The sequence below is a fragment of the Thalassobacillus sp. B23F22_16 genome (assembly GCF_043496955.1).
In the GTDB taxonomy this organism is placed as follows: Bacteria; Bacillota; Bacilli; order Bacillales; family Halobacillaceae; genus Thalassobacillus; species Thalassobacillus devorans_A.
Genome location: NZ_JBIEKD010000001.1, coordinates 340,106 through 364,456, shown reverse-complemented (window position 1 = coordinate 364,456; position 24,351 = coordinate 340,106). Strand labels below are relative to the sequence as shown.

Genomic DNA, 24,351 nt, shown 5'->3' with positions numbered 1-24,351 from the left:
ACAGGGAGGTCATAAACAGCATGGCTAATGTGACAATTACGGAAGTATGCCCACGGGATGGTTTTCAAAGTTTGCCAGAAACGATTCCTACTGATGAAAAAGTTTCCTATATCAATCGGATGATCGATTGTGGTTTCAAGCAAATTGAGGTCACTTCCTTTGTGCATCCCAAAGCCGTTCCGCAACTGAAAGATGCAAGTGAAGTGCTTGAAAAGATTAATCGCCCTTCGGGTTTGAAATTGCGTGCCTTGATTCCTAACTTAAAAGGACTGGAACGTGCAATCGAGGCGAAGGTTAATAAGGTGAAACTTATGCTTTCTGCAACAGATTCGCACAGTAGGCATAATGCGAATAGGACGACATTTGAAGCGATGAATGGGTTCGAACCATTGGTCCAACGAGCAGCGGACAGCCCTGTCCATGTCGGTGGCTCTATCTCAGTTGCTTTTGGCTGCCCTTACGAAGGGGAAGTTCCGATTGAGCGACATATAGAAATCACGAAACGGTATGAACAGATGGGCGTTACCAATATTTCGTTAGCAGATACGACAGGTATGGCTAACCCGGTCAAAATTAAACGCGTAGTGAATGCACTGCGGGAAGAATTCCCTCATTTCCATTTTTCTTTGCATCTACACAATACAAGGGGGATGGCTTTTGCCAATGCGGTAGCAGGATATGAGGTTGGTATTACTGACTTTGATAGTGCAGTTGCAGGGCTTGGCGGATGTCCATACGCCCCTAATGCCAGTGGCAACATTGCAACAGAAGATCTTGTTCACGGATTTGAAGAGATGGGGATCGAAACAGGCGTCGATCTCGACCGTGTGATTGATGCCGCTAAATCATTGCAACACAGGTTCCCGGAACACTCTGACAGTTTTATTTTAAAAGCAGGCAAGTGTTCAGAATTGCATATCGCTCCAAAAGAACAAGTCAAAATAGGCGACTAAGATAATGGAAAGGGTGTAAGGTGTGAAATTTGATTTATTAATAAAAAACGGAGAAGTAGTTTTTCCACGACAAGGCGTAAAACAGGTAAACCTGGGAGTCACGGATGGAAAAATCTCTGGAATTTTTGAGAATACAGAACAAGTGGAAGCAGAAGAAGTAATGGATGCTTCAGGGCTTCATATTTTTCCAGGTCTGGTCGATGCCCATGAACATATCGGAATCTATAATTCTACGGAAGAGGACTTCTTAGATACGAAACAACATGCTGTCGGTGGTGTGACAACCGTAGTCAATATGGATCGCCAGCCGATCAGTTACCTGGATTTTGTTCCTGAAGTAAAAGAAATCGGAGAGAGAACCAGCTACATTGATTTCACCTACAGCTTAGGAATTCTGACCGAACAGCATATTGATGAGCTAGAAGAAACAGTGGAGAAATGCGGAATCACTTCATTTAAATTCTTTAGAAATTATGAAAAGCAATTGAACGACAAATTCAACATTGATAATGGAATCGATTTATCCTCTTATGACCTTATGCGGATCCTGGAAAAGTTTAAATCCATTTCACCTAAACTACTGCTTGCGATCCATTGTGAAAACATGGACATCAACCGCACGTTGATTAAGAAGTATAAAGAAGAAGGGGCCAATGACGGACTGAAAACCTGGTCAGAGACAAGCCCGGGTTATGCAGAGGCAGAATCATTGCTCAGTACCCTTTATTTAAATCAAGTAGTCGGAGGAAATGTTTATATTGTCCATCTTTCATCAGCAGCCAGTGTCGATGTGTTGGAAAGCATGCCAGGACTTCATGAATCAGGCGTAATCGTGGAAACCTGTCCACATTATCTCTGTTTATCTGAAGAAGATAGCCTGGATGCAAAAGTCGGACCTCCCATACATAGCAAAGCCGATGGAGAGAGGCTGTGGGAAGGGATCATCAACGGCACAATTAATTCAATCGGAACAGACCATGTCCCTAACTCTTATGACAAAAAATATGGAAAAGGCGATGGCGTGTTTGACGCTCTTTATGGCTTCCCTAGTGTTGGCTGCCTGCTGCCGATAATGATAACGGAAGGTCATCAAAAGAGAGGGTTGCCACTGGAAAGAATCGCTGACATTACCTCTCATCAGGTGGCACAATCATTCAACCTTGAAAACAAAGGTAGAATCGAAGTTGGCGCTGATGCCGATTTTGCCATTGTCGACCTGAATAAAAAGAAAACGATTACACCTGAACAGATGCATGCAGAAAGTGATTATTCTGTTTATCAAGGACGGGAAGCGGCTGGATGGCCAGTTTACACCATCAGCAGGGGAGAAGTGATCGTCAAGGATGGAGAACCAACGAAAGAAAATGGAAGAGGTAAATTTGTCAGAAGATTCATTTAGTTCAGGGTGAAACTAACGCATAAGAGGGGGGCTTCATTTGAGTGTTATTCCATTTGGAATTTGGTTCATGTGGATATTTAACGTTGGTCTTTCAGTCATAGCGATTATCATTGCAGTTATTCAAAACAAAAAGGAGGGAGGTAAGATAAAGTGGAGATGACAACATGGGTCCTGATCATCTACCTACTACTTACCTTCGGGATTGCGGCTTATGGATTTAAAGTCACCTCTTCCTCTGATGACTACTGGGTAGCTGGACGTTCATTGGGTGTTATTGTAAGTGTTGGAACCTTTTTCGCTACATTAATAAGTTCCTGGTCCGTGTTAGGAGCTCCGGGATATTTCTACAGTATCGGCTGGGCAGGATATTGGCAGTTCGGCGGTACTATCCTGACTTCAATCTTTGCAGCCGTCTGGTTCGGGGCAAAAATCAGAAGTACAGGCTATGTTACGCTTCCGGATATTCTAGCAGCGAGGTATTATAGCAACAAAGTAAGAGTGTTAGGTGCTGCTCTTATATTGGTGGCAAGCATGATTTTCCTGACTGTTCAAACGTTGGGAGCAGGCGTGATCCTGAACCAAATCACTGGAATCGATAAGAATATTGGTGTCGTCATCGGAATGGTAATTTTCTTGTTATTTACGGTGACGGGAGGAATGCACTCGGTAGCCTGGACTGATTTAGTACAAGGACTATTGATATTCTTTGGTATATTGGCTGCCGTTATCGTCGGTTTAGTGAAAATTGGCGGACTTGGAGAAATGCATGTTCAATTGGCGAATCAGCACCCTGATTTCCTTGATCCTTTCGCTGGCGGAAAAATGGGGCTCCTTATGATACTTAACTGGTTTGTTATTTGGGGAGTAGGAAATATAGGAACACCGCAATTTATGAGCAGATTCTTGTCTGCTAAAGATACCAAAGTGGTTCGGATAAGTCAGGGAATTACAGCATTGACGTTTGCGTTATTCTACTTACTGATCGGGACACTCGGAGGATTAGCAAAGCTATTATATCCAGGGATAACTGATATGGATACAGTTGGGCCGACATTTGTGACAGGCATGCTGCCTCCATTGTTGGGAGCATTAATTATGAGTGCCTTGATGGCTGCTGCCATGTCTACCGCAAGTTCCGTTCTACTGGTAGCTTCTACGACATTTGTGAGAGACTTCTTTCAATCATTCACTAAAAAAGATGTCAGTGAAAAGAAGCTTGTCTTATACTCACGGGTCGTAACGGTATTTGTTTCTATTATTGCGATGGTTTTTGCGCTTATGGAAATATCGACAATTTTCTGGCTGCAGCCAAATATGGTGGCAACCATGGGAGCAGCAATCGGTACTGCACTAGTAGCTGCTTTTGCATGGAAACGTGCTAATAAAGAGGGCGCCCTTGCAAGTATTACAGCTGGTACTGTCGTTACAACTGTATGGTTTGCCTTGAAATTGCAGGAAACTACTGGATTTCATCCTGTTATACCGGGAACAATAGCAGCCATCGTATTCATGGTTGGGGTTAGCTTAATAACGAAAGCACCACCACAGCACGTGATTGATGAGTTTTTCAATAATAAGCAGGCAACCAATACGGATGAGAAAGGATCGAAGGTAGTCTAATCTTTTTGTAAAGGGGAATGTGTTATGACTAGAGTAAGACCATGGGAAAGTTTACTAAGTGATACAGATAAAGAAGTAGTCCAGAGAGGCGGATATGGAAAGAGCAGAGGGCTTGGTAAGAAGCCACTCGTTATGGTGATCGATGTACAAAACAACTATGTCGGAGAAGACCAGCCAATCCTTGATCAAATTGGGGAATGGCCGTCCGGTGGTGGAGAAGCTGGATGGAGAGCAATAGAAAAAATCGACACGTTGTTGGATAATGCCAGAGAAGATAACATTCCTATTTTATATACGCGCAATGTTCAGAAAAATATCAGCTTCGACAGCTTCAGTAACAAGACGGACCGTGATCAAACGAAGTATGTAGATGGTCACTTCGGTACGCAAATTGTTGACCGGATTGCGCCAAAAGATGGGGAGCTGGTGATTGATAAAGCCTATGCCAGTGCTTTTTATGCAACGCCATTAGTAAGCTGGTTAGTAAAGTTAGGTGTCGATTCCTTGATTATTGTCGGTGGCTCTACAAGTGGCTGCGTACGAGCAACCGCAATCGATGCAGTGAGCAGGAACTTCAATGTTGCTGTTGTTGAGGATTGTGTATATGATCGAATTGAACTGTCTCATAAGGCAAGTTTGTTTGATCTATGGATGAAATACGCAGATGTTATTAATTTGGATGAGTCCCAGAGTTACCTTAGTGAGTTGAAAAATTAATGAAGTATTTATTTTTAATGCCTGCCCCCACTCAGCTGACGCTTTGCTGTAGTGGGGGCAGGCATTTTTTAGTACTCTTCACCCCAGGTCCTCCAGTAAATGTAAATCCCTATTTGCCTATTTTTTTAATTTACTAACTTTTTAAAAAGAGATTGACGGAAGACCTGATTATGATAGAATAAAGCCTAGTTTATTTATATGTATTATCAATATTCTTATCTGGAGAGGTTGAGGGACTGACCCAATGAAGCCTCGGCAACCGGCTAATTTTGCACGGTGCCAATTTCAGAGGAAGGCGAAAGCCGTTCCGAAGATGAGAATCGATAGTCAAGCGTTAAGACGCTTGTATTCGACTCTTCTCTCTTCGTGAGGGAAGGGTTTTTTTATTGGAAAAGGGAGGGCAGGCAACATGTTGGAGCAAGAAAAATTTTATGGATAGGAGGAATTTCCATATGGTAATCGCAATGATGACTTGGGTAGGAACAATGATTTTCTCTTTTCTGTTAGGTACGTTCCTCTGTTATAAAGTTGAAAAGTCAGGCGTGAAAAGATGGGGAGCCACGGGGAAGTTGTTTAAGTACAAATAAGAGTTAGGAAGGAGGTTGTTCATATATGTTCTGGTATGTAATCGTATTTTGTTTTTATATTATTTTTCTTATATGGGCTAATGTGAAAAGTCTTAAAACGGCAGAATCGGTAGATGATTATACTACTGGCGGGCATAGAATGGGATTATTACTTGGGATTGGAACGACTGCGGCAACCTGGGTAAGTGTAGCTTCCGTTGTAGGGGTTCCAGGATATTTATACAGTTCAGGTGTTGCTGCGGTGATAGGCTGGGTAGCAGGCTGGTGCTTTGGGGGAGCTTTAATCCCCATTGTTGCTTACAAAATAAGGAGGCCGGAAAAACCGGCCAGAACATTCCCAGAGTATATCAGGCATCGGTTTGAGCCCTTTCAGAAAAAGAGTACATTGCAGGCGATTGTTGGCATTTTAATGTTTATTGGTTATTTACTGTTAGTCAATATTCAGGTGACTGGGTTTGGCATTGTGTTTTCCAGCATCACGGGTATTGAATATAAACTGGCGATATTTGGGTTTTTATTATTTATTTTAATTACAAGTGTAGGAGGTTTCTGGTCTGTTGCTGCCACAGATACATTAAACACCATCTTGATTATGGTCGGGGTGTTACTGGCAAGTGGCGTCATATGGTCACTCACGGGTGGGCTTGGTAATATAGTAGAAACGCTTGCGACGACTACTGCGCCTACCATTGAGGGGGGACCACCACTTGAAGAAGGAATTTTGTTGTCTCCTTTAGGAACGTTTGGCTTGGGGGCGCTGTTTTCCATATTTATCTCTAATTCATTAGGAACACCATCCTCACCGCACTGGGTCACCCGGATGCTTGCTCCTAAAAATGTAAAAGTAGCGATCCTGCAAGTGATGGGCACCATCCTTGTGCTCACCTTCATTATGGGCCCATTAATCATTATCGGGTTAGGGGCAAAAGTTCTCATACCAAGCATACCTGCAGGAAAAACGACAGACTATATTATTCCGCTAGTGATTCAGGAATACACACCGCCGATCATCGGTGGAATTACATTGGTAGCGATTTGTGCCGCAGCGATATCTACGGCGAATTCCATGCTTCTGCACTGTGCCACTTCTCTATATTATGATGTGTACTTGAATATATCTTCTAAAAGGATCAGTGATAGAAAGTTTAAGAACTGGCTTCGACTGAGTATCTTAGGCATTGCAGCTGTAGCAGTTGTATTAGCTATTAATCCACCGTGGTTCTTGGCGATGGGATTCGTCTATATTTATGGAGGATTTGGAGCAGCCTTCTTCCTGGTAGTTATCCTGGGACTTTATTGGAAGAGGATGAACAGAGCTGGAGCCTATGCAGGCATTACCATCGGAGCAGTGGTGTATGTGGTGGCTAAGGCAATGGGGTTTACCGTGCCATTTGTAATTGCTGTGGCTGCGTCACTAATAGGAGTATTAATCGCTGTCTATTCTACTAAAAAAGCTCCTCTTGAAGCATATGAACCTTATTTTAAGGCAGAGATCAGCGATTCAACAAGAAGGGTATTGAATGATGTTAGAAATAGTTCCCATGAAGAATCGCAGGATAGATCTAAAATAGGATAAGAAAGATTTTTGGAGCTTGCCTGCTTAATCATGGATAGGTAACGCAAGAGACCAAAAATATTCATATAATTACCAGGGTTAGAAGTAGAGTTAACTACAATCAACAAGGGAGGCTTCCGATGATGGAGGCCTCCCTCTAATTTACTTAATTGGTATATCCTGAATTCCACACAAAAAACCAAAGGCCTGTAATCAAAAACACCAGCTTGCGCGTAAGCTGGTGTCTCCTATGGAAGTTAACAACTGCCTCCAATACCCGGCATTGCTTTGATTTCGATTCCGTGCGGGGAATCTCCAACTTTAATTGTTTCCGTAACTTCTTTTGCCTCTATATCAATGACGGCTACCTGGTTAGTTCCGCTTAAAGTGACATAGGCTTTTGTCTGTTTCCTGTTGAAGGAGATGTGCTTGGCACCCTTCAAATCAGGCAGGGTAGCGATTACTTCGTTCGTCTTCAAATCTATCATTTCCACCTGGTTGCTTTCCATTTCCGTTACAACAGCGAGACTTTCGTCTTCCGTAACCACAACATCCGTGGCATTGCCATTAGTGCTAATGACAGAAATCTGTTCAAAGCTTTCCGTATCATAAACCTCCAGTTGCTTGGCTTGGCTTGCTGCTACGTATAGTTTGCTGCCATCCTCATTTGTTCTGACGACCCGAGGAACATCTCCTGTATCAATCGTATGGATGACTTCGTTATTCGTTGTATCAATAACATAGACCTTTGCATTTTCATGATCGGTGACAAACAGTTTTTCTCCGGAGAGGGTAAGATAGTTCGATTTGGCCTGTGCTCCAAGATCAATTTTCTCTTTGACTTCCTGTTCGTTTGTATTAATGACGTCCACAAACTGATCACCGACGGTAGAAACGTAGAGTGTCTGGTTATCTTTGCTCAATGCTAATCCATGCGGGAGTGGACCTACTTCGATTTCCTTTTCCTGTTCCAGTGTCTGTGTGTTGATGACCCCGACCGTTCCACTGTTCTGGTTGGCGACGTAGGCGTTTCTCATCGTACTGTCAAAAACTAGATTGGTAGGCTTTTCTCCTGTATCAATCGTTCCAATTGGCTGGCTTTCTACAATGTCAATGATCGTGATATTATTCTGCGATTCACTCGGTACATAGAACTGAACATTCGTCAGCTGTCCAGCCTCTGCCCGCATCGATGCCTCTTCTTTAGAAATCATGGCGCACCCTGTTAGAAATAGCAGTGTAAACAGAAAGAGCGCGAACAATTTATTCTTGAAAATCATAAGATGATATACCCCCGAAAATTTATTTGCCGTTAATCCCTTGTAATCTCATCGGAATAACTGTAATATATTTGTTACAAAAAACTATAATACATCCTGAGGAGGAAGTAAAGTTGAAAAAGAGCCTATTTTTATTTACAACTATAATTCTTTCGGTCGTATTGATCGGTTGTTCTCAAAATAAAGAAACGAATGCGGACAGCTCAGAAGAAAAAGAAGCAACAGCAGCAGAATATGCAAATAGTGAGTTGCTTGTCGATACCGATTGGGTAGAAGATAATGCAGAGAATGTAACACTGATTGATACAAGGAGAGAAGGGTACGAGGGCGGTCACATTCCAGGTGCTATTCCATTTTCTACTTCCGACCTTGTGGATCCAGACGCGGAATTTGATGGCGTTTTGCTTGAGGCAGAAGGCTTCGCTGCAAAAATGCAGGACATCGGTGTCAACCAGGACGAAACGGTTGTCATTTATGACGATGGATCAAGCTTAAGTGCAGCCCGTTTGTTTTATGCCCTGGAATTCTATGGACATCAGGACGTGAAAATCTATAACGGCGGATTCACTGAATGGCTGAACGCCGGTAAAGATACATCCACGGAGGCACCGGAACTACAAACAGGCGATTTCGTTGCTACAGCGAATCAAGAAAAAATGTGTGACATTGAAACATTACAGTCATCCGTTGATGATGAAAATGTCGTTATTCTGGATACGCGATCAGAAGCGGAATATACAGGAGAAGAAGTAAGAGCAGAACGCGGAGGTCATGTACCAAATGCGGTCCATATCGAATGGAGTGAAGCCATTACAGAAAAAGATGGCGTTCCAACTTTCAAATCAGCAGAAGAACTAACGGCACTATATGAAGAAAAAGGCGTAACCAAGGACAAAACGATTGTTCCATACTGCCAGACCAATGTACGCGGAGCACACACGTATTTTACCCTTCGTCTATTAGGCTATGATTCTATCAAACCATATGAAGGATCCTGGGCAGAGTATGGCAATGTAGCTTCTACAACTATCGAATAAAAGGTGATTATGATGGCATATGAAAAAGAAGGCGTCACCCAAATCGACGTCACCGAACTGAAACAGGCATTGAAAGATGATCAAACGATCGTGATTGATATTAGAGAACACGAAGAATATGTGGAAGCCCATATTCCAGGGCTTCCGCTTATCCCTATGAGTGAGATTGTCGACGTAGTTGATGACTTTGAAAAGGATAAAGAGTACGTACTTGTTTGCAGAAGCGGACGGCGCAGCCATGAAACCTCGAAGTTTTTCAAAATGAACGGCATTGAACAAGTCAAAAACTATGAAGGCGGCATGCTTGCCTGGGATGAAGACGTGCAGACAGGCGAAGAGAATATCATCAAAGATGTAAAAGATCTTTATAAAGGAGGAGCTTAAGATGGCTTTAAGCACAGAAGAATTGAGCACAGTGAAACCTGATTATACGGTGGATGGGATTGGAGAAGTTTGCCCTCACACCTTGAATATCGCATTAAAAGCATTGAAAAAAGCAAAGCCAGGTGAAATCGTCATGGAAGTGACGGATCACTCCATCGCGACGAAAACTATTCCGGCAGCTGTAAAAATGAACAAAATCGCTGAAGTATTAGGTATCGTATCTGAGAACGGCGAGTATAAAATCTACCTGAAAAAGTTGTAACGCAGAGAGGAATCGATACACATGTTTTTTATCTTGGATATGTTCATCCTTGCTGGAATATTCGGCTTTCTATACGGTTTTCTGCTGCAAAAAGCAGATTTCTGTTTCACAGCATCGTTCCGTGACTGGATCAGTGTCCGAGATAGCCGAATCGGGAAAGGGGTCCTCGTCCTGATTGCTACCGCTATGCTCGGATTTGGACTTATGTTGACCCTTGGCTTCGCTTCGGTCGAGCAAGTCTGGTCGATGCCAATCGGCTTTTCTAACCTGATCGGCGGTATTCTGTTCGGTATCGGAATGACGATTGCCGGCAGCTGTGCTTCCGGAGCCCTATATCGTGCAGGTATGGGTTACATCCAGTTCTGGATTGTCATCGCCTGTATGATTGCCGGGAACCTGTTGTTTGCTCTTGTATATGATCCATGGGCAGCCGACTATGTCATGGAGCCATTAGCATTGACCGAAGAAGGATTCAGCCTCTTCCAAATGAATCTGCCATTTCTGCTGATCCCTTTCATGATAGTCGCATTAATGCTGTTTATCGCATCTCGTCAGTTTGGATGGACCGGCATATGGCAAGGTGCTAAAGAATCCTTGCAGGATATGAAAGGAAATCCACTAACGAAAAGCCACTGGGACATCCGGTTTGTTGCTGTACTGCTTGGGATACTTGCAACCATTCAATTTGTAGTCATGTCATCGATCAGCATCACAGGACCGGAAACCCGGATCGGCGGGGTACTCTTATCCTTCTTTTTCGGAGAGGATTTCATTTACCAGAACACCTACCTGAACGGCATGTTCGCAGACTTTCCAGTGATCGGCCTTGGACCGGAAGAAACCCTGGTCATTTTCATGATCATCGGAGCGTTCGTCTCAGCCTTATTAAGTAAAAGCTTCCGGATCAGAAAGCCGAAAGCCTCAAGGCTTCCTTACGCCATTGGCGGCGGGTTGCTGATGGGAATATCCTCCCGGATGGCACCAGGCTGTAATATTGCCAATGTGGTAGCCGGAATGGGCGGCCTTTCCATTAGTAGTTTGATTGTCATTGTCGGTATGGCTGGCGGTGTGTTCATTGCTACAGCCTATATCTTTAAAATGCCGTTGATGTTATTCCAAAAGATGGACTTTGATTTTGATGAAAGTGCATAGTTTATTAAATAGGCAGCCTGGATCCGATTGAATTGGATCCAGGTTGTTTTATATTTGAGGTTAGCCTCTATAGTGAAGTAGAGCTTAGCTGAGCTAGTTGGTATTTTTATACCATCTAAACCTTGGAATAGCTAGATTATAGAGGTGGTTATCAAGTGTTTTTTTGAAATAACTGAAAATTCTATCGACGTAAGCGTTTGCATGATTTATAGTTTTAGTTACAGGTAAACGATTACGTAAACGTTTACGTTTGCCCCGGTTTTTAATAGAAATGAGGAGTTAGCTATGGCATCAATTAAAGACGTAGCAAACAAGGCACAAGTATCTACAGCAACGGTTTCCCATGTCATCAACGGCACGCGCTTCGTAGCGGATGAAACGAAGGAAAAGGTCTTTTCGGCTATGGAAGAACTGAATTACCGGCCTAATCGGATCGCCCGCAGTTTGAGAAGCCGTAAATCATACACCATTGGGCTCTTAGTTCCATTAGTGGCAGAAGATACATCTAATTTCTTTTTTATGTCGATTGCTAACGGGATAGAGCAGGTTTTGAAAGATAATGGCTATAATTTGATATTAAGTAATTCGAATGAAGATGTAGATACCGAACGGGATCAGATAAGAGTATTTAACAGCCAGTTCATTGATGGGTTAATCATTGCCCCGGTCAATGGCGAAGATTGTAACTATGAGAAAGAGCTATCAGGTGATTATCCGGTCGTATTCATTGATCGTCATCCTGCTGAATTAAAGGGTGATATGATACTGGTCAATAATCGTCAAGGTACCTATGAGGCTGTGACAAAGTTAATTAATAAAGGTCACCAAAAAATTGGCTTCATCACAGGGTCGCTGGGGATTACGACAAGTGATGAGCGGCTGGAAGGCTATAAAGAAGCACTTGAAAACCATCAGCTTCCAATTGATGAAAACTATATGAAAGAAGGGCCGGCTACTTTCCAACAGGGATATCAGCTGGCGAAGGAATTACATGAAGCAAAGGTTACGGCACTTTTTGTCGCGAATAATGTTATGACAATGGGAGCGGTTTCCTATCTTCAGGAAAAAGAAGTGAAGGTTCCAGAAGAGATGGCAATTATCGGTTACGATGATTATGACTGGATGAAAATCACCTCGCCACCGTTATCCGTAGTGAGACAGCCAGCCTTCGAGCTTGGAAAAGCAGCAGTAGAACAATTATTGAAGAGGGTGGAAGGCTCACAGGATGATTCTGTGGAGATCATGCTGGATTCTGAGTTGATTTTAAGGGGTTCCTGTTAAAAGGCTCCTTTTCTTTTTAATCATTAGGTAAACGATTACGTAAACGTTTTTTTAAGGAGGTGTCCGCAAAACAACAAATTATTTGGGGTTTTGTAGTAAGGAAGATATGTACCATAACAAAGGGAGGAAAGAATAATGAAAAAAATTACTTACATGTTCCTGGGCCTGATGCTTTTGTTGGCGGTAGCTGCCTGTTCTAATGGCAGTGGTGGAGCGGAATCAGATGGTGGTAATGCAGGCAATGAAGAGTCAGGGGGTTCGGAGACGAGTGACACAGTTGAGACTGGTGAAGTGGATACCAGTGTCGAAGCGACTGGCGACGAAGATGTAGTATTGGAATTCTGGATTCACCAAACAGGGGAAGATGAAACAAATGCTTATATAGAATTGATTGATGGTTTTAATAAAGAGCATGAGGATATCCATGTGAACGCGGAAGTCATCATAGACGATGGTGCAAGTGCTTATAGCGATAGCATTAATGCAGCTCTTGTAGCCGGGAATCTTCCGGATGTCATGGCGATTGATGGACCATACTTATCAAGTTTTGCCGATGCAGGGGTTATTCAGCCTATCGATGATTATGTTGATCAGGAAACTGTCGATCAATACGTTGATTCTATTATTCAGCAAGGAACTTATCAGGATCAATTGTATTCACTGGGTGCGATGGAAGCTTCCGTCATGCTTTACTACAATAAGGACATTTTAGAAGAAGAAGGAATCGAGCCTGCTCATTCACTGGATGAAGCCTGGTCATGGGATGAATTGTTGGAAAATTCTAAAAAGATGACGACAGAAGACCGTTATGGATTAAACCTGTTTATGAATTATGGTGTTGGAGAATGGCTGACATTCATGGGTGCTCCACTTGTCTGGTCTAATGGCGGTGATCTGATTTCCGAAGATGGAAAAGAAGTGGACGGGTATTTGAACAGCCCGGAAACATTAGAAGCTCTAAATTATGTCAAAGAATTGTTTGCTGAAGGCGTTGTCACGGAAAGCCCTGGTGAGATGCAGTTTGAGGAAGGAAAAGCAGCACTTGCTCTTGGTGGACCATGGATCGCAGTTTCTGCTGAAGAAGCCGGGATCAACTGGGGTATGATGCCTTATCCATATAAAGATGAGAAAGTATCTCCTTCTGGAAGTATGGCATATGCGATCACAACAAACACAGAAAACCCTGAAGAAGCAACCGAGCTGATGAAATGGATGACGAATGAAGAAGCCACGATTAAGATCTCAGAAGCCACAGGTATGCCGCCGGCTCAGGAGTCTGCATTTGAGAGTATGGATAAGTTCAATGAACTACCTTGGAGCGTGATGAAAGAGCAGGTTATTGAAACAGCACATGCCCGTCCGTCTACGCCGGCTTATCCAGTGTTAACTGATGCCTTTGCCCAATCCTTCCATGCTGCTGCGCTTGGAGAAGATGTGGAAAGCGTGGTAGAACAGCAAGTTTCACGGGTAGAACGTGAGCTGAAGCGATTCAACAAGTAAGACAGAAATCATTCAGAGCTTCCCTTGTGAAAGGGGCTCTGGATTGGCTGTAGGTCAGATGGAAAATGATAGGTTCACGAGGATAGATGAGGGAGGTAGAAAAAAGTGAAAGGGAATGATAGCTCAGCAGAAAAATTGGAAAATGAGCGCCATTTTCACCAAACGGCAAAGCAACCGCAATTGAAACCAACCCCTCCTCCACGAAAAAAAAGAAAACTGAAATCCCAGGCTTTTAGAGAGTCGATGACAGGATACTTCTTTCTTGCTCCGGCCTTGGTCCTGCTGGGTGTTTTTCTTTTATATCCGATGGGAGCGGCATTTTATTATAGTTTCACAGATTTCTATATTCTTACCCCTGACGACGTATCTTTCATTGGGCTGGAGAACTTTAAGTATATTGTGGAAGATGCCCAGTTCAGGCAGGCATTTTGGAATACGGTCTATTTCTCAGTGATTGTTGTGCCAGTCCAGTTATCTGTAGCGTTGGGTTTAGCTTTATTGATCAATAAAAAGCTTCGTTTCCGGGTATTTTTCCGGACGGCATTCTTCTCTCCGGTAGTTATGTCACTTGTCGTCGTCTCTATTTTATGGACGTTTATGTACAATCCAAATGAAGGTCTTATCAATCAATTATTGCAAACCGTGGGGATCCCGCCACAGCCTTTCTTAACCAGTCCGGATCAGGCGATGAATTCGATTATTGTGATGTCTGTATGGCAAGGAGCCGGGTTTCAGATGATGATTTTCTTAGCGGGACTTCAAAACATCCCGAATCATTTGTACGAAGCAGCAGATATTGATGGTGCGAGCAGTTGGCAGAAGTTCTGGCATATCACGCTTCCAGGCCTGCGAAACATTGCATTGTTTATTTTTATCACAATCAGTATTGCGGCTTTCAAACTATTGGTGCAGCCGATGATCATGACCCAAGGTGGTCCATTAGGTACGACCAAGTCACTGGTCTATCATATCTATGAAACTGGCTTTAACTACCGAGACGTTGGGTACGCTTCGGCTATGGCGGTAGTCTTTACGGTTATCGTATTGGTTATTACTATTATCCAGCGTGTACTGATTAAAGAGGAACGGGGGTAAATCCATGAGAAAAAAACGAATGATCAATAAAGTCATCTTGTATCTCTCGCTTATTATCCTGACATTCATTTTCCTCTTCCCATTGGTATGGATGCTTGTATCCTCGTTAAAAAATGAATTTCAGATTTTCCGGGACATGCAATCGCTGCAGGCATTTCTTCCGCCAGCTCCAGCTGATGTCGAGGGCGGTTATTTTCATAACTATGTGGCAGCCTTCCAACGGGTCGACCTGCTTAGGTATATCATCAACAGTCTGATCTATACGGTTGGCATCATCATCTTCGGATTGATTGTCAACTCGATGGCAGGCTATGCTCTGGCAAGGTTCCGCTTCCCACTTGCAGGTTTTTGGCTGGGAGTCATCATCGCTACATTGATTATTCCTCCAGAAAGTATTTTCCTGCCGCTCTATGTACTCGTTTATGATCTTGGGTGGGTGAATACCTACACCGGTCTGATTGTGCCGTTCATTGCCAATGCTTTTGCTATCTTTCTATTTCGGCAGTTCTTTCTGGATTTCCCGAAAGAACTGGAAGAGGCGGCCAAGATTGACGGCTGTTCCCAGATCGGCATCTTTTTCCGGATTATTGTTCCGTTATCAAAACCGGTGTTCGCTACGGTGGCTATCGTGTTGTTTATCAATCACTGGAACGACTTTTTATGGCCGCTTGTGGTCGCCTCGGATGAAAGTATGCGTACCATTCAGATCGGCCTGCAATATTTCATGAACGAGCCGCCGATCAAATGGGGGCAAGTGATGGCGGCACTTACGGTGGCAACGATACCAATGCTGTTAATATTCGCTTTTTTACAAAGGTATTATGTCCAGGGACTTACACATACAGGATCCAAGAACTGACAACTATGCAGGGGAACAAGAGAGGAGTGTCACATATTCATGATTCAAAACCAAGGAACAACTACGACGAACAGCTACTACCAGGAACGATTTCGGCCACATATCCATTTTACGCCTGAGAAGATGTGGATGAATGATCCGAATGGGCTGGTGTATTACAAAGGGGAGTACCACCTTTTCTATCAATACCATCCGGACAGTAAAAAGTGGGGGCCGATGCACTGGGGCCACGCTGTCAGTAAAGATTTGTTGACATGGGAACATCTACCGATCGCTTTGTATCCCGATGAGCTGGGAATGGTGTTTTCCGGGAGTGTTGTTGTTGATTGGGACGACACCACTGGTTTCTTTGATGGAAAAGAAGGGCTGGTAGCTATTTTCACCCATGCAGATGGCGACCTCCAGCGTCAGAGTATTGCTTATAGTAAAGATCAAGGACGATCCTGGGAAAAATATGCCGGCAATCCGGTCATTAAAAACCCGGGCATCCAGGATTTTCGCGATCCAAAGGTGATCTGGCATGAGGAAACAGCCAAGTGGGTGATGGTACTTGCTGCCGGCAGAAAAGTTCAGTTTTACACTTCCCCGGATTTGAAACAATGGACCTTCGTCAGTGAGTTCGGCGAAGGCTGGGGTGCACGAGAAGGCATATGGGAGTGTCCGGATATTTTCCCGCTTAAAAACGAAAAAACTGGCGAAAAGAAATGGGTACTGCCGATAGGTATTGATGCTGGAGGACCAGCAGGAGGATCGGGTACGCAATATTTCATTGGATCTTTTGATGGCAAGACATTCACACCGGAACAATCCAAACAAGAAGTACGCTGGCTTGATTACGGAAAGGACTTTTATGCCTCACAGTCATTCTCAAATGTTCCAGGTGATCGCAGGGTGGTCATCGCCTGGATGAATAACTGGCAATACGCCAATGAAGTACCGACAGATCCATGGAGAAGCGCCATGAGCCTTCCACGTGAACTAAATTTAATTACCGTGGATGGCGAGGAATGTGTGATCCAGAAACCTGTCCATGAGTTGGAAAGCTTACGTAACAGCAAACCTGCTTCAGAAACCTTTACAGTCAACAGCTCTGAAAAGATTACGAAAAGGCAGCCGTCTTTACCCTTTGTATTAGAGATGAAAGTAGAAGCGGGAAGCAGCCAAAGGTTGGAAGGCCGTGTATTTGTCACAGGCGACGATCCTGGTTTCCTGTTTGGTATCGATTTTTCCAAGGATGTCCTCTATGTCAGACGGGGATATACGGAAGAAGGATTTTCCAAATATTATAACGGAACATTTGAAGCTCCCTTACGTAAGGGCAGGTCCGATTACCAGCTGACCGTTATTTGTGATTACTCATCGGTTGAGATATTTACCGATGATGGCAAGGTGGCCTTAACCAATCTGCACTTGCCCTCCGAAGCAATATCCTACGAAATTGTCATGGAGGCCGTCGGTGGGACAGCTGATGTAAGCGATTATAAGGTAAGTGAACTTTCTCCACGTTGGCAGCAAGCTAACAGATAACAGACAGAAGGAGTGTCAGGAATGAAAGGGACCGGTGCAATTATTTATGTCATTTGTGATTGGCTGATGCGTTTAGCTCTGCTGAATGTACTATGGATCGGATTCAGTCTACTGGGAGCAGGAATCCTGGGCTTTTTCCCTGCCTCCGTGGCAGGCGTTGCGTTACTTAACGAATGGCTGTCCGGTCGTCGTCCGGCTCCATTATCCTTTTACTGGAACATCTATAAACGTACATTCACCGCCGCAAACGCCATTTTTATTCCTGCGCTCCTTATTTTCGTTGTCTTGATGCTGAATACCTATGCCAGTCTCCATTTTGATGGCGTGTGGTTTTATGTATTTGTAAGCAGTACGTTGTTCCTGTCCGGAGGGGCAGCATTTATCCTGCTGTTATCCCTGCTTCCTCTCAGTCAAGGGGAGAAAGCGATCGCAGCTGTCAAACGGGCCTTACACTTATTGATGTACTATCCTGGCCGTGTCGTAATGATGGTGATCGGAATGGTACTCCTTGGTCTATGCATCAGACTGGTACCAGGTATCTTACCTTTGTATTCGATTAACATCGTACTTGGTCTGGTTATCTATTTATTTTCCTTTTATAAAAACTCACCGAAACCCGCCTGATTGCGTTTATATTCAGGCGGATTTCCCCCTTTCTTCAGCATCAGCTTTTGCCACGACAACCGAGTATTTTTAACCCATTTTTATTTTTTTACACCATACGTAATCGATTAAATGAAAGAGCCATATTCAAAAGGAGGAACACTATTGAATGCTAAAGTAGCTAAAAGTATCTCTGTGTTAATCATTTGTACGCTTGTGTTGGCTTTATTCCCTCCGACTCTCCTTAAAGCGAAGACAAATCAGGAGTCATCAGCTGATAATCCGTCAGAAACTTACCGGTCTCAATTTCATTATTCTCCCTCAGAAAATTGGATGAACGATCCCAATGGACTGGTTTACTATGATGGGGAATATCATTTGTTTTATCAGCATAATCCTACCGGTAACCAATGGGGCCCGATGTATTGGGGACATGCTGTAAGTGAAGATTTAATAAACTGGGAAGAACACCCTATCGCGCTCTACCCTGATGAAAATGGTTTTATTTGGTCGGGGAGTGTTGTAGTGGATAAGGGCAATACAGCTGGGTTTCAATCAGGTGATGAAGCCCCCATGGTTGCTATGTTCACCCATGAAAAGGGAGGACATCAGACACAGAGTCTCGCTTACAGTAATGATAAAGGGCGGACTTGGAATAAATACGAAGGTAACCCTGTGATTGAAATGCCGGAAAATACAGACGTATTCCGAGATCCAAAGGTCTTTTGGCATGAAGAGACTGAAAAATGGGTCATGATAATATCAGCAGGTCAAAGTGTAGAAATCTATCGATCGGCTGATTTGAAAGAATGGGAACATACGGGTTCCTTCCCGCGTCCGGAAGATGCAGGAAGCGGGGTATGGGAAGTTCCTGATTTAGTAGAATTACCTGTCGATGGCGACGAAACCAATAAAAGGTGGGCATTGCTGGTAAGCGTCAGTGAAGGAGCAGCTGCAGGGGGCTCTGGGATGGAGTATTTTGTCGGTGACTTTAACGGAAAAACATTTACCAAGACCCAGGAAGCTACCCCGGTTGATTATGGGGCAGATATGTATGCAGGAATCACATGGAGTAACATCCCTGAAGCGGATGGACGCAATATTATGCTTGGCTGGATGAATAACTGGCAATATGCACAGGATATCCCAACCGAAGGCTTCCGTGGTGCTATGTCTCTACCTCGGGAACTAGGCCTTTCATCTGGAAGCGATGGATCACTCTCTCTGACACAGAAGCCTGTTTCTGAGTTTGATAGCTTGAGAGGAGAGAGCACAGAGTGGACAGATGAATTGATCGATGGAAATGGCAAGCAGCTCCTATCTGAGACAGAAGATTTAATAGAAATTGAAGCTGAGTTTGATATGAAGGAAACTTCAGCAGAAGAATTCGGTTTCCAGTGGAAGAATAGCAATGAACAATCAATGGCAGTTTCCTTCAATACCCAAACTCAACAATTGAATGTAGACCGGTCAGAAGCAGGGGAATCCAGCTTTTCGGATGATTTTGCCAAGAAACACGAAGCACCCATGCAGATAGAGGATGGGAAAGTAAACCTACGTATGATTGTTGACCGGGCATCCATTGAGGTGTTCGGAAATGATGGAAAAACCGTGCTGACGGATCAGGTATTCAGAGACGAATCTCCATCTTCCTTAGAACTTTACACAGTCAATGGAGATGTTCAAGTAAACACAATTAAAATTACAAAATTAAACAAAGCCGACATCCGGGTGAAAGAAGATACGATACCGAAAGATGTCCCATCTACTTTGGAAAATGGAAACTTTGAAACGGGGGATTTGAGTGGCTGGAAACAGCAAGGAAATGCGTTTGCAGGTGCTGTGTCCGATGCCGAAAATTACTGGGACACTCATCCGTTTCAGCAGGAGGGGAAGTACCATGTATGGGGATTTGCTGGAGAGTCCAGCGACCCTGATTTCCGGACAGGGACGTTACAGTCAGACTATTTTAAGCTCGCGGGAAATGGGAAAATTGAATTTTTGATAGGTGGCGGGCAGGATATCGAGAAGTTATATGTTGCTCTTGTCCGGGCAGAGGATGGCAAAGAGCTGTTTAAAGCCACAGGAGCCAATGAGGAAAAATACCGACGTGTGTCCTGGGATGCCAGTAAATTTGTGGGGGAAACCCTTTATCTGAAGGTAGTTGATTACCATACGGATGGTTTTGGTCACATTAATGTAGATGATTTTCAAGTCTATCATGAGGGGGAAATGCTTGGAGACACGATTGAAAATGGCAATTTTGAAACAGGCGACCTGACAGGCTGGACGATTGAAGAAGGAGACGCATTCAGCGCTGAGGATGTCACTTCCGATACAGATTGGGGATGGGGAGGTCCATTCAATCATCAAGGCGATTATCATTTATGGGGAGCTAAAGATGGAGGAGATGAACAGACGGGTGTGCTTAAGTCGTCTCCGTTCATCCTCTCAGGAACAGGGAAGATTTCCTTTCTGATAGGAGGAGGAAATGACATTGATAATTTATATGTCGCCCTTGTCCGAGCCTCGGACGGAAAGGAATTGCTGAAAGCGACCAATACGGAATGGAACGATGACGAAAGCTATACACCGGTCTCCTGGGATGCTTCCGATTACCTCGGAGAAGAACTGTATATCAAAGTAGTAGATAAAGCAACCGGTGGCTGGGGCCATATTAATGTAGATGATTTTCAGGTGAAACAAACCGGTCTGCTGGCCCATTGGCCATTGAATGAAGCAGAAGGAAGCGAAGCGAAAGATGAAGTTACAGGTAAGATGGATCCTGTCTCGTATGTATTCAATGATGCAAAATACAAGCCTTCCACGGACCCGTTATGGCGGGAAGGGTTAGTTGGAAACGCGCTGTTGTTTGATGGTTATTCAACCTGGATTACCCGTGATGCTGAAAGCATGATCCAGCCTGAAGATGCCCTTACGATTGAGGGATGGGTAGCCCCAAGGTCGTACGAATGGGGAGATCTGGGACAGGTCTCTGCGATTGTGAATCAGCATGATAAAACAAAAAATGAATAATGAAGATTGGAAGGAAACACTATCAGAAATAAAAGCAGTGATGGTCGAGTTTTTAGAAGGTAAACTGAATCAGGAATCCTATCAGTTGACCGATGACCAGTTACGTTTTCTGGCTGAATATGCAATCGAGCAAACGGGCGTAGAAAAAGCGAATGATATAGGGAAAGTCCAGGGTTATGTTATGAAAAGAGTAAATAATCATGTAACTGGGGAAGAGGTACGAGAAATTGTGAGAGAGCTATTGGAGCAATAAATAGTTGGTTGAATAAGCCGCAGTGTGTTGTCTCACACCACCTGCGGCTTCCTCATGGCTAAAACTAGCTCTCATTGTATTTAAGTATCTATTCCCTAGTGAGTTAATGGATTACTACAATGGGGCCAGGCAGGGATAGAGCTTTTCAAATACTAACAAAAGGCAGCTACTAATATGGTAGATATATTCACTGATATCATGATCAAATTACCACTGGAACGCGTAGCAGCCTATGCAGGAAACCTCGATTATGCTCCGATTAATGGTGTGAAGCGTTAGAAGTATAGAAAATTTGATTTACAACTTAAATGGTTTACTGTAAAGTGTTAAAGGGTGAAGGTTTTAAAAATTTCAATTCTTATGAAAAGTGACCGAGGGATAAGCATGTTGACGTCACAGCGGCCTTCCCGTTGGAGTGGACGCTAATTCCTGCACAATCTTAGATTCTGCAAGATAAGAGTTTGGCAATTCATAGCGAAGCTCTTTCCTAATAGGAAAGAGTTTTTAATTTAAGGTTCTTTGATTAAAAAGACGATGATGAGCACATTAATCCTAAAAAGGGGGGCACTAGATGATTTCGATTGAGCAGCTGTGTAAAGTCTATCAAACGAAAGACCGCAAGATTATCGGCGTCGATAACGTAACGATGACGGTCGAAAAGGGAGAGATTTTCGGAATCGTCGGTTATAGCGGGGCAGGGAAAAGTACATTGCTTCGCTGCATAAATATTTTGGAAAGGCCGACAAGCGGGAAAGTGACGTTAGACGGAATCGACCTGCTATCCCTTTCTCCAAAGGAATTAAGGACCGCTCGGCAGTCGATCGGTATGATTTTTCAAGGATTTCACTTAGCGATATCAAAAACTGTATTAGAAAATGTCTCGTTTGCCTTGAAAGCCTCAAAAGTGGCAAGGGCTGAAAGAAAAAGGCGTGCTTTGGAGCTTCTTGATCTTGTAGGACTCTCCGATAAAGCCAATCAATACCCTGCCCAATTAAGCGGGGGGCAAAAACAGCGGGTCAGCATCGCTCGCGCACTGGCAAACAATCCAAAGGTGCTTTTATGTGACGAAGCTACTTCTGCTCTCGATCCGAACACCACGCAGTCCATTCTTAAGCTACTGAGGAAAATCAACCGCGAACTCGGTTTAACGATTGTATTGATTACTCATGAAATGGAAGTTGTCAAAGAAATCTGCAATCGTTGTGCGGTGATGGAAGAAGGTCGGATTGTGGAAGAAGGCGAAACATATGATATGTTCGCGCGTCCGCAAAATGCATTAACGAAGCGTTTCATTCAAACAGTGCTTGACTTCAACCTTCCAAAAGAGCTGCTGGAACGCAGTAAAGGGACGATCGTCCATATGAAATTCACGGGTGAGATAGCAGGGGAGTCAGTCGTATCTGACCTTTTGCAAAACTATGAAGTTCGCGGCAATATTCTTCACGGAAAAGTCGACTATATCCAAAATAAAGCGTTAGGAACTTTCGTCATAGAATTAACAGGTGAAGACAAAGAAGTACAACAGGCCATAGAGAGTGTAAATGAGAAAGTAGAAGTGGAGGTGCTGCCGCATGATAGATCAATTCATCACTCTGCTGCCGGAGCTGAATAAATCGTTTCTAGAAACGTTAGTTATGGTTGGTATTGGTCTCATTGTGGCCTTAATCGCCGGCTTACCGTTAGGGCTTTTGCTTTTTGTTACAGACCGTGATTTATTTCTTGAGAATAAATGGGTGAAAAGCGTGACAGGAGTTATTGTGAACTTGGTAAGATCCGTACCATTCATCATTTTACTTGTCTTTTTATTTCCTTTTACTAATTTCCTGGTAGGTTCAACGACGGGACCTGTAGCCGCATCGGTCGCCTTATCAGTGGCTGCTATTCCTTTTTATGCCCGAATTGTCGAAGCATCTGCCAGGGATATCGACCGCGGGGTTATCGAAGCGGCGATTGCCTGTGGAGCTTCGCCCTGGTTGATAATTAAAGATATTATTTTTCCAGAGATTAAGTCTGGTTTGATAAGTGGGCTGACAATTACCGCTATAAGTTTAATCGGCTATTCTGCGATGGCAGGAGCGATTGGCGGAGGAGGCATCGGTGACTTAGCGATCCGTTACGGCTATTACCGTTATGACAATTTTGTTATGTTTACGACGGTCATTTTATTAATTGTTCTAGTTCAAGTCATTCAGTATGCGGGTGACTTCTTAGCTAAATACGTAAAAAAAGGGTAAAACATTTTGAGGAGGATACAACATGAAAAGAGTATTCGCTTTATTCATACTTCTTTCCACCGTTTTCTTAACTGCTTGTGGAGAAGATGAGGGTAATGCAGGTTCATCAGATGAGAAAGATACGATTAACTTTGGTGCGACGGCTGGTCCGTATAGTGATATGGTTACGCAAGCAATCGCTCCTTTGCTAGAAGAAAAAGGGTATGAAGTAACAAACAAAGAATTTACAGACTATGTTCAGCCAAACAAAGCCCTAGCCAATGGAGACTTGGATGCCAATCTTTTTCAACATAAAATTTATTTAGATTCTTTCGCGAAAGAGAACAACCTGGATTTGTCTGAGGTTATCATTGTGCCAACCGCTCCTATGGGAATTTATTCAAATAAATACGAAGACCTCGACAGCGTGGAAGAAGGGAGTACAATGGGCGTTCCTAATGACCCGACAAACTTAGCCAGAGCATTGATTGTACTTGAAGATGAAGGTCTTGTGAAAATCAATGAAGATGTCGACCCTCTGCGAGCTTCTCTAGCAGACATTGAAGATAATCCAAAATCCCTCGATTTCGTAGAAGTAGAAGCAGGTCAACTGCCCCGACTCGTAGACAGTGAAGACTTAGCGGCTGTCCCGGGGAACTATGCACTTGCAGCAAAGATGGATTTGTTAGATGCCCTGGCTCTTGAAGATATGCCAGACGATTATCGTAACCGTGTTGTGGTAAATACAGAAGATATCGATGCGCCCTACGTAAAAGATATCAAGGAAGTGATCGAGTCGGATGAATTCGAAGAAATTATCGATGAAGAATTCCAAGGATTTGGTAAACCGAAATGGATGGAAGAAGAATAAATGTATTTAAGTATCTGATTAACTTTAATGCCGCAGTATGTTGCCTCACAACAACTGCGGTTTTTTATATCCAAAAATAGAGTTCCTTGTATTTAGTCTATTACCCAGTGAGTTGATGATTAACTATAGTGATGCTTAGGCATTTTTGTTTTAAATATAAAGTATCA

Annotated in this window: 22 protein-coding genes and 2 riboswitches; of the genes, 21 read left to right on the top strand and 1 reads right to left on the bottom strand. The window is 43.5% G+C overall.

The genetic code is table 11. The features are described from left to right. Positions 1-20: 20 nt before the first annotated feature. The 6 genes from ACGTNI_RS01775 to ACGTNI_RS01750 all read left to right on the top strand — a co-directional run bounded on the left by ACGTNI_RS01775 (position 21) and on the right by ACGTNI_RS01750 (position 6,852). Positions 21-953, top strand: a complete 933-nt coding sequence (locus ACGTNI_RS01775; protein ID WP_394459552.1) for a hydroxymethylglutaryl-CoA lyase — start codon at positions 21-23, stop codon at positions 951-953. A gap of 22 nt (positions 954-975) precedes the next feature. Further along, positions 976-2,352: a dihydroorotase gene (locus ACGTNI_RS01770; protein ID WP_394459550.1), complete on the top strand. Its 1,377-nt coding sequence runs from the start codon at positions 976-978 to the stop codon at positions 2,350-2,352. 156 nt (positions 2,353-2,508) lie between these two features. After that, positions 2,509-3,972, top strand: coding sequence for a sodium:solute symporter family protein (locus ACGTNI_RS01765; protein WP_394459841.1), 1,464 nt, complete (start codon positions 2,509-2,511; stop codon positions 3,970-3,972). Between the two features lie 24 nt (positions 3,973-3,996). Beyond that, the gene (locus tag ACGTNI_RS01760) at positions 3,997-4,689 is read left to right on the top strand and encodes an isochorismatase family protein (RefSeq protein WP_394459548.1); all 693 of its coding nucleotides are present in this window, start codon (positions 3,997-3,999) and stop codon (positions 4,687-4,689) included. A 212-nt stretch (positions 4,690-4,901) separates the two neighbouring features. Continuing rightward, a riboswitch (SAM riboswitch) is annotated at positions 4,902-5,009 on the top strand. 132 nt (positions 5,010-5,141) lie between these two features. Next, positions 5,142-5,276 carry a hypothetical protein gene (locus ACGTNI_RS01755; protein ID WP_394459546.1) on the top strand — a complete coding sequence of 45 codons (135 nt, stop codon included), beginning with the start codon at positions 5,142-5,144 and terminating at the stop codon, positions 5,274-5,276. Between the two features lie 25 nt (positions 5,277-5,301). Then, positions 5,302-6,852, top strand: coding sequence for a sodium:solute symporter family protein (locus ACGTNI_RS01750; RefSeq protein ID WP_394459544.1), 1,551 nt, complete (start codon positions 5,302-5,304; stop codon positions 6,850-6,852). Positions 6,853-7,088: 236 nt separating this feature from the next. Here ACGTNI_RS01750 and ACGTNI_RS01745 read toward each other — a convergent pair whose 3' ends face one another. Continuing rightward, positions 7,089-8,111 carry a YVTN family beta-propeller repeat protein gene (locus tag ACGTNI_RS01745; protein WP_394459542.1) on the bottom strand — a complete coding sequence of 341 codons (1,023 nt, stop codon included), beginning with the start codon at positions 8,109-8,111 and terminating at the stop codon, positions 7,089-7,091. A gap of 113 nt (positions 8,112-8,224) precedes the next feature. On the opposite strand from ACGTNI_RS01745, the gene ACGTNI_RS01740 reads away from it, so the two are divergent. From ACGTNI_RS01740 to ACGTNI_RS01670, 15 genes are all read left to right on the top strand, one after another. Further along, positions 8,225-9,148, top strand: a complete 924-nt coding sequence (locus tag ACGTNI_RS01740) for a rhodanese-like domain-containing protein (RefSeq protein ID WP_394459540.1) — start codon at positions 8,225-8,227, stop codon at positions 9,146-9,148. Positions 9,149-9,160: 12 nt separating this feature from the next. Next, a complete protein-coding gene (locus ACGTNI_RS01735) occupies positions 9,161-9,532 on the top strand; it encodes a rhodanese-like domain-containing protein (RefSeq protein WP_394459537.1) in 372 nt (123 codons plus the stop codon). A 1-nt stretch (position 9,533) separates the two neighbouring features. Continuing rightward, positions 9,534-9,794 (top strand): sulfurtransferase TusA family protein, encoded by a 261-nt coding sequence (locus tag ACGTNI_RS01730; protein ID WP_062444693.1) that lies wholly within the window; start codon positions 9,534-9,536, stop codon positions 9,792-9,794. A 21-nt stretch (positions 9,795-9,815) separates the two neighbouring features. Further along, positions 9,816-10,946 carry a YeeE/YedE family protein gene (locus ACGTNI_RS01725; RefSeq protein ID WP_394459535.1) on the top strand — a complete coding sequence of 377 codons (1,131 nt, stop codon included), beginning with the start codon at positions 9,816-9,818 and terminating at the stop codon, positions 10,944-10,946. A 285-nt stretch (positions 10,947-11,231) separates the two neighbouring features. Then, positions 11,232-12,227, top strand: coding sequence for a LacI family DNA-binding transcriptional regulator (locus ACGTNI_RS01720; RefSeq protein WP_394459533.1), 996 nt, complete (start codon positions 11,232-11,234; stop codon positions 12,225-12,227). A 135-nt stretch (positions 12,228-12,362) separates the two neighbouring features. Next, a complete protein-coding gene (locus tag ACGTNI_RS01715; protein ID WP_394459531.1) occupies positions 12,363-13,727 on the top strand; it encodes an ABC transporter substrate-binding protein in 1,365 nt (454 codons plus the stop codon). A 105-nt stretch (positions 13,728-13,832) separates the two neighbouring features. Then, entirely contained in the window at positions 13,833-14,822 is a 990-nt protein-coding gene (locus tag ACGTNI_RS01710; RefSeq protein WP_394459529.1) for a carbohydrate ABC transporter permease, read from the top strand. A 4-nt stretch (positions 14,823-14,826) separates the two neighbouring features. Beyond that, on the top strand, positions 14,827-15,681 hold the full coding sequence (locus tag ACGTNI_RS01705) for a carbohydrate ABC transporter permease (protein ID WP_394459527.1): 855 nt from the start codon (positions 14,827-14,829) through the stop codon (positions 15,679-15,681). Between the two features lie 39 nt (positions 15,682-15,720). Continuing rightward, positions 15,721-17,208: a glycoside hydrolase family 32 protein gene (locus tag ACGTNI_RS01700; RefSeq protein WP_394459525.1), complete on the top strand. Its 1,488-nt coding sequence runs from the start codon at positions 15,721-15,723 to the stop codon at positions 17,206-17,208. 21 nt (positions 17,209-17,229) lie between these two features. Continuing rightward, positions 17,230-17,832, top strand: coding sequence for a YesL family protein (locus tag ACGTNI_RS01695; protein WP_394459524.1), 603 nt, complete (start codon positions 17,230-17,232; stop codon positions 17,830-17,832). Between the two features lie 144 nt (positions 17,833-17,976). Further along, positions 17,977-20,847 carry a glycoside hydrolase family 32 protein gene (locus tag ACGTNI_RS01690; RefSeq protein ID WP_394459522.1) on the top strand — a complete coding sequence of 957 codons (2,871 nt, stop codon included), beginning with the start codon at positions 17,977-17,979 and terminating at the stop codon, positions 20,845-20,847. Next, positions 20,825-21,100 carry a GatB/YqeY domain-containing protein gene (locus tag ACGTNI_RS01685; protein WP_394459520.1) on the top strand — a complete coding sequence of 92 codons (276 nt, stop codon included), beginning with the start codon at positions 20,825-20,827 and terminating at the stop codon, positions 21,098-21,100. Before ACGTNI_RS01690 ends, ACGTNI_RS01685 begins: the two co-directional genes overlap by 23 nt. 355 nt (positions 21,101-21,455) lie before the next feature. Further along, positions 21,456-21,560, top strand: a riboswitch (SAM riboswitch). A 111-nt stretch (positions 21,561-21,671) separates the two neighbouring features. Then, positions 21,672-22,712: a methionine ABC transporter ATP-binding protein gene (locus tag ACGTNI_RS01680; RefSeq protein WP_394459518.1), complete on the top strand. Its 1,041-nt coding sequence runs from the start codon at positions 21,672-21,674 to the stop codon at positions 22,710-22,712. Continuing rightward, entirely contained in the window at positions 22,672-23,334 is a 663-nt protein-coding gene (locus tag ACGTNI_RS01675; RefSeq protein ID WP_394459516.1) for a methionine ABC transporter permease, read from the top strand. The genes ACGTNI_RS01680 and ACGTNI_RS01675 overlap by 41 nt, the downstream gene beginning before the upstream one ends. Before the next feature lie 22 nt (positions 23,335-23,356). Continuing rightward, positions 23,357-24,184 carry a MetQ/NlpA family ABC transporter substrate-binding protein gene (locus ACGTNI_RS01670; protein ID WP_394459514.1) on the top strand — a complete coding sequence of 276 codons (828 nt, stop codon included), beginning with the start codon at positions 23,357-23,359 and terminating at the stop codon, positions 24,182-24,184. Positions 24,185-24,351: the final 167 nt, after the last annotated feature.

Excerpts from the sequence above, each read along its gene's own strand:
- ACGTNI_RS01760 (WP_394459548.1), top strand. The coding sequence starts at position 3,997 with ATGACTAGAGTAAGACCATGGGAAAGTTTACTAAGTGATACAGATAAA.
- ACGTNI_RS01700 (WP_394459525.1), top strand. The coding sequence starts at position 15,721 with ATGATTCAAAACCAAGGAACAACTACGACGAACAGCTACTACCAGGAA.
- ACGTNI_RS01745 (WP_394459542.1), bottom strand. The coding sequence starts at position 8,111 with ATGATTTTCAAGAATAAATTGTTCGCGCTCTTTCTGTTTACACTGCTA.
- ACGTNI_RS01720 (WP_394459533.1), top strand. The coding sequence starts at position 11,232 with ATGGCATCAATTAAAGACGTAGCAAACAAGGCACAAGTATCTACAGCA.
- ACGTNI_RS01705 (WP_394459527.1), top strand. The coding sequence starts at position 14,827 with ATGAGAAAAAAACGAATGATCAATAAAGTCATCTTGTATCTCTCGCTT.
- ACGTNI_RS01675 (WP_394459516.1), top strand. The coding sequence starts at position 22,672 with ATGATAGATCAATTCATCACTCTGCTGCCGGAGCTGAATAAATCGTTT.
- ACGTNI_RS01725 (WP_394459535.1), top strand. The coding sequence starts at position 9,816 with ATGTTTTTTATCTTGGATATGTTCATCCTTGCTGGAATATTCGGCTTT.
- ACGTNI_RS01680 (WP_394459518.1), top strand. The coding sequence starts at position 21,672 with ATGATTTCGATTGAGCAGCTGTGTAAAGTCTATCAAACGAAAGACCGC.
- ACGTNI_RS01775 (WP_394459552.1), top strand. The coding sequence starts at position 21 with ATGGCTAATGTGACAATTACGGAAGTATGCCCACGGGATGGTTTTCAA.
- ACGTNI_RS01735 (WP_394459537.1), top strand. The coding sequence starts at position 9,161 with ATGGCATATGAAAAAGAAGGCGTCACCCAAATCGACGTCACCGAACTG.
- ACGTNI_RS01695 (WP_394459524.1), top strand. The coding sequence starts at position 17,230 with ATGAAAGGGACCGGTGCAATTATTTATGTCATTTGTGATTGGCTGATG.
- ACGTNI_RS01670 (WP_394459514.1), top strand. The coding sequence starts at position 23,357 with ATGAAAAGAGTATTCGCTTTATTCATACTTCTTTCCACCGTTTTCTTA.
- ACGTNI_RS01715 (WP_394459531.1), top strand. The coding sequence starts at position 12,363 with ATGAAAAAAATTACTTACATGTTCCTGGGCCTGATGCTTTTGTTGGCG.
- ACGTNI_RS01685 (WP_394459520.1), top strand. The coding sequence starts at position 20,825 with ATGATAAAACAAAAAATGAATAATGAAGATTGGAAGGAAACACTATCA.
- ACGTNI_RS01755 (WP_394459546.1), top strand. The coding sequence starts at position 5,142 with ATGGTAATCGCAATGATGACTTGGGTAGGAACAATGATTTTCTCTTTT.
- ACGTNI_RS01750 (WP_394459544.1), top strand. The coding sequence starts at position 5,302 with ATGTTCTGGTATGTAATCGTATTTTGTTTTTATATTATTTTTCTTATA.
- ACGTNI_RS01730 (WP_062444693.1), top strand. The coding sequence starts at position 9,534 with ATGGCTTTAAGCACAGAAGAATTGAGCACAGTGAAACCTGATTATACG.
- ACGTNI_RS01765 (WP_394459841.1), top strand. The coding sequence starts at position 2,509 with ATGACAACATGGGTCCTGATCATCTACCTACTACTTACCTTCGGGATT.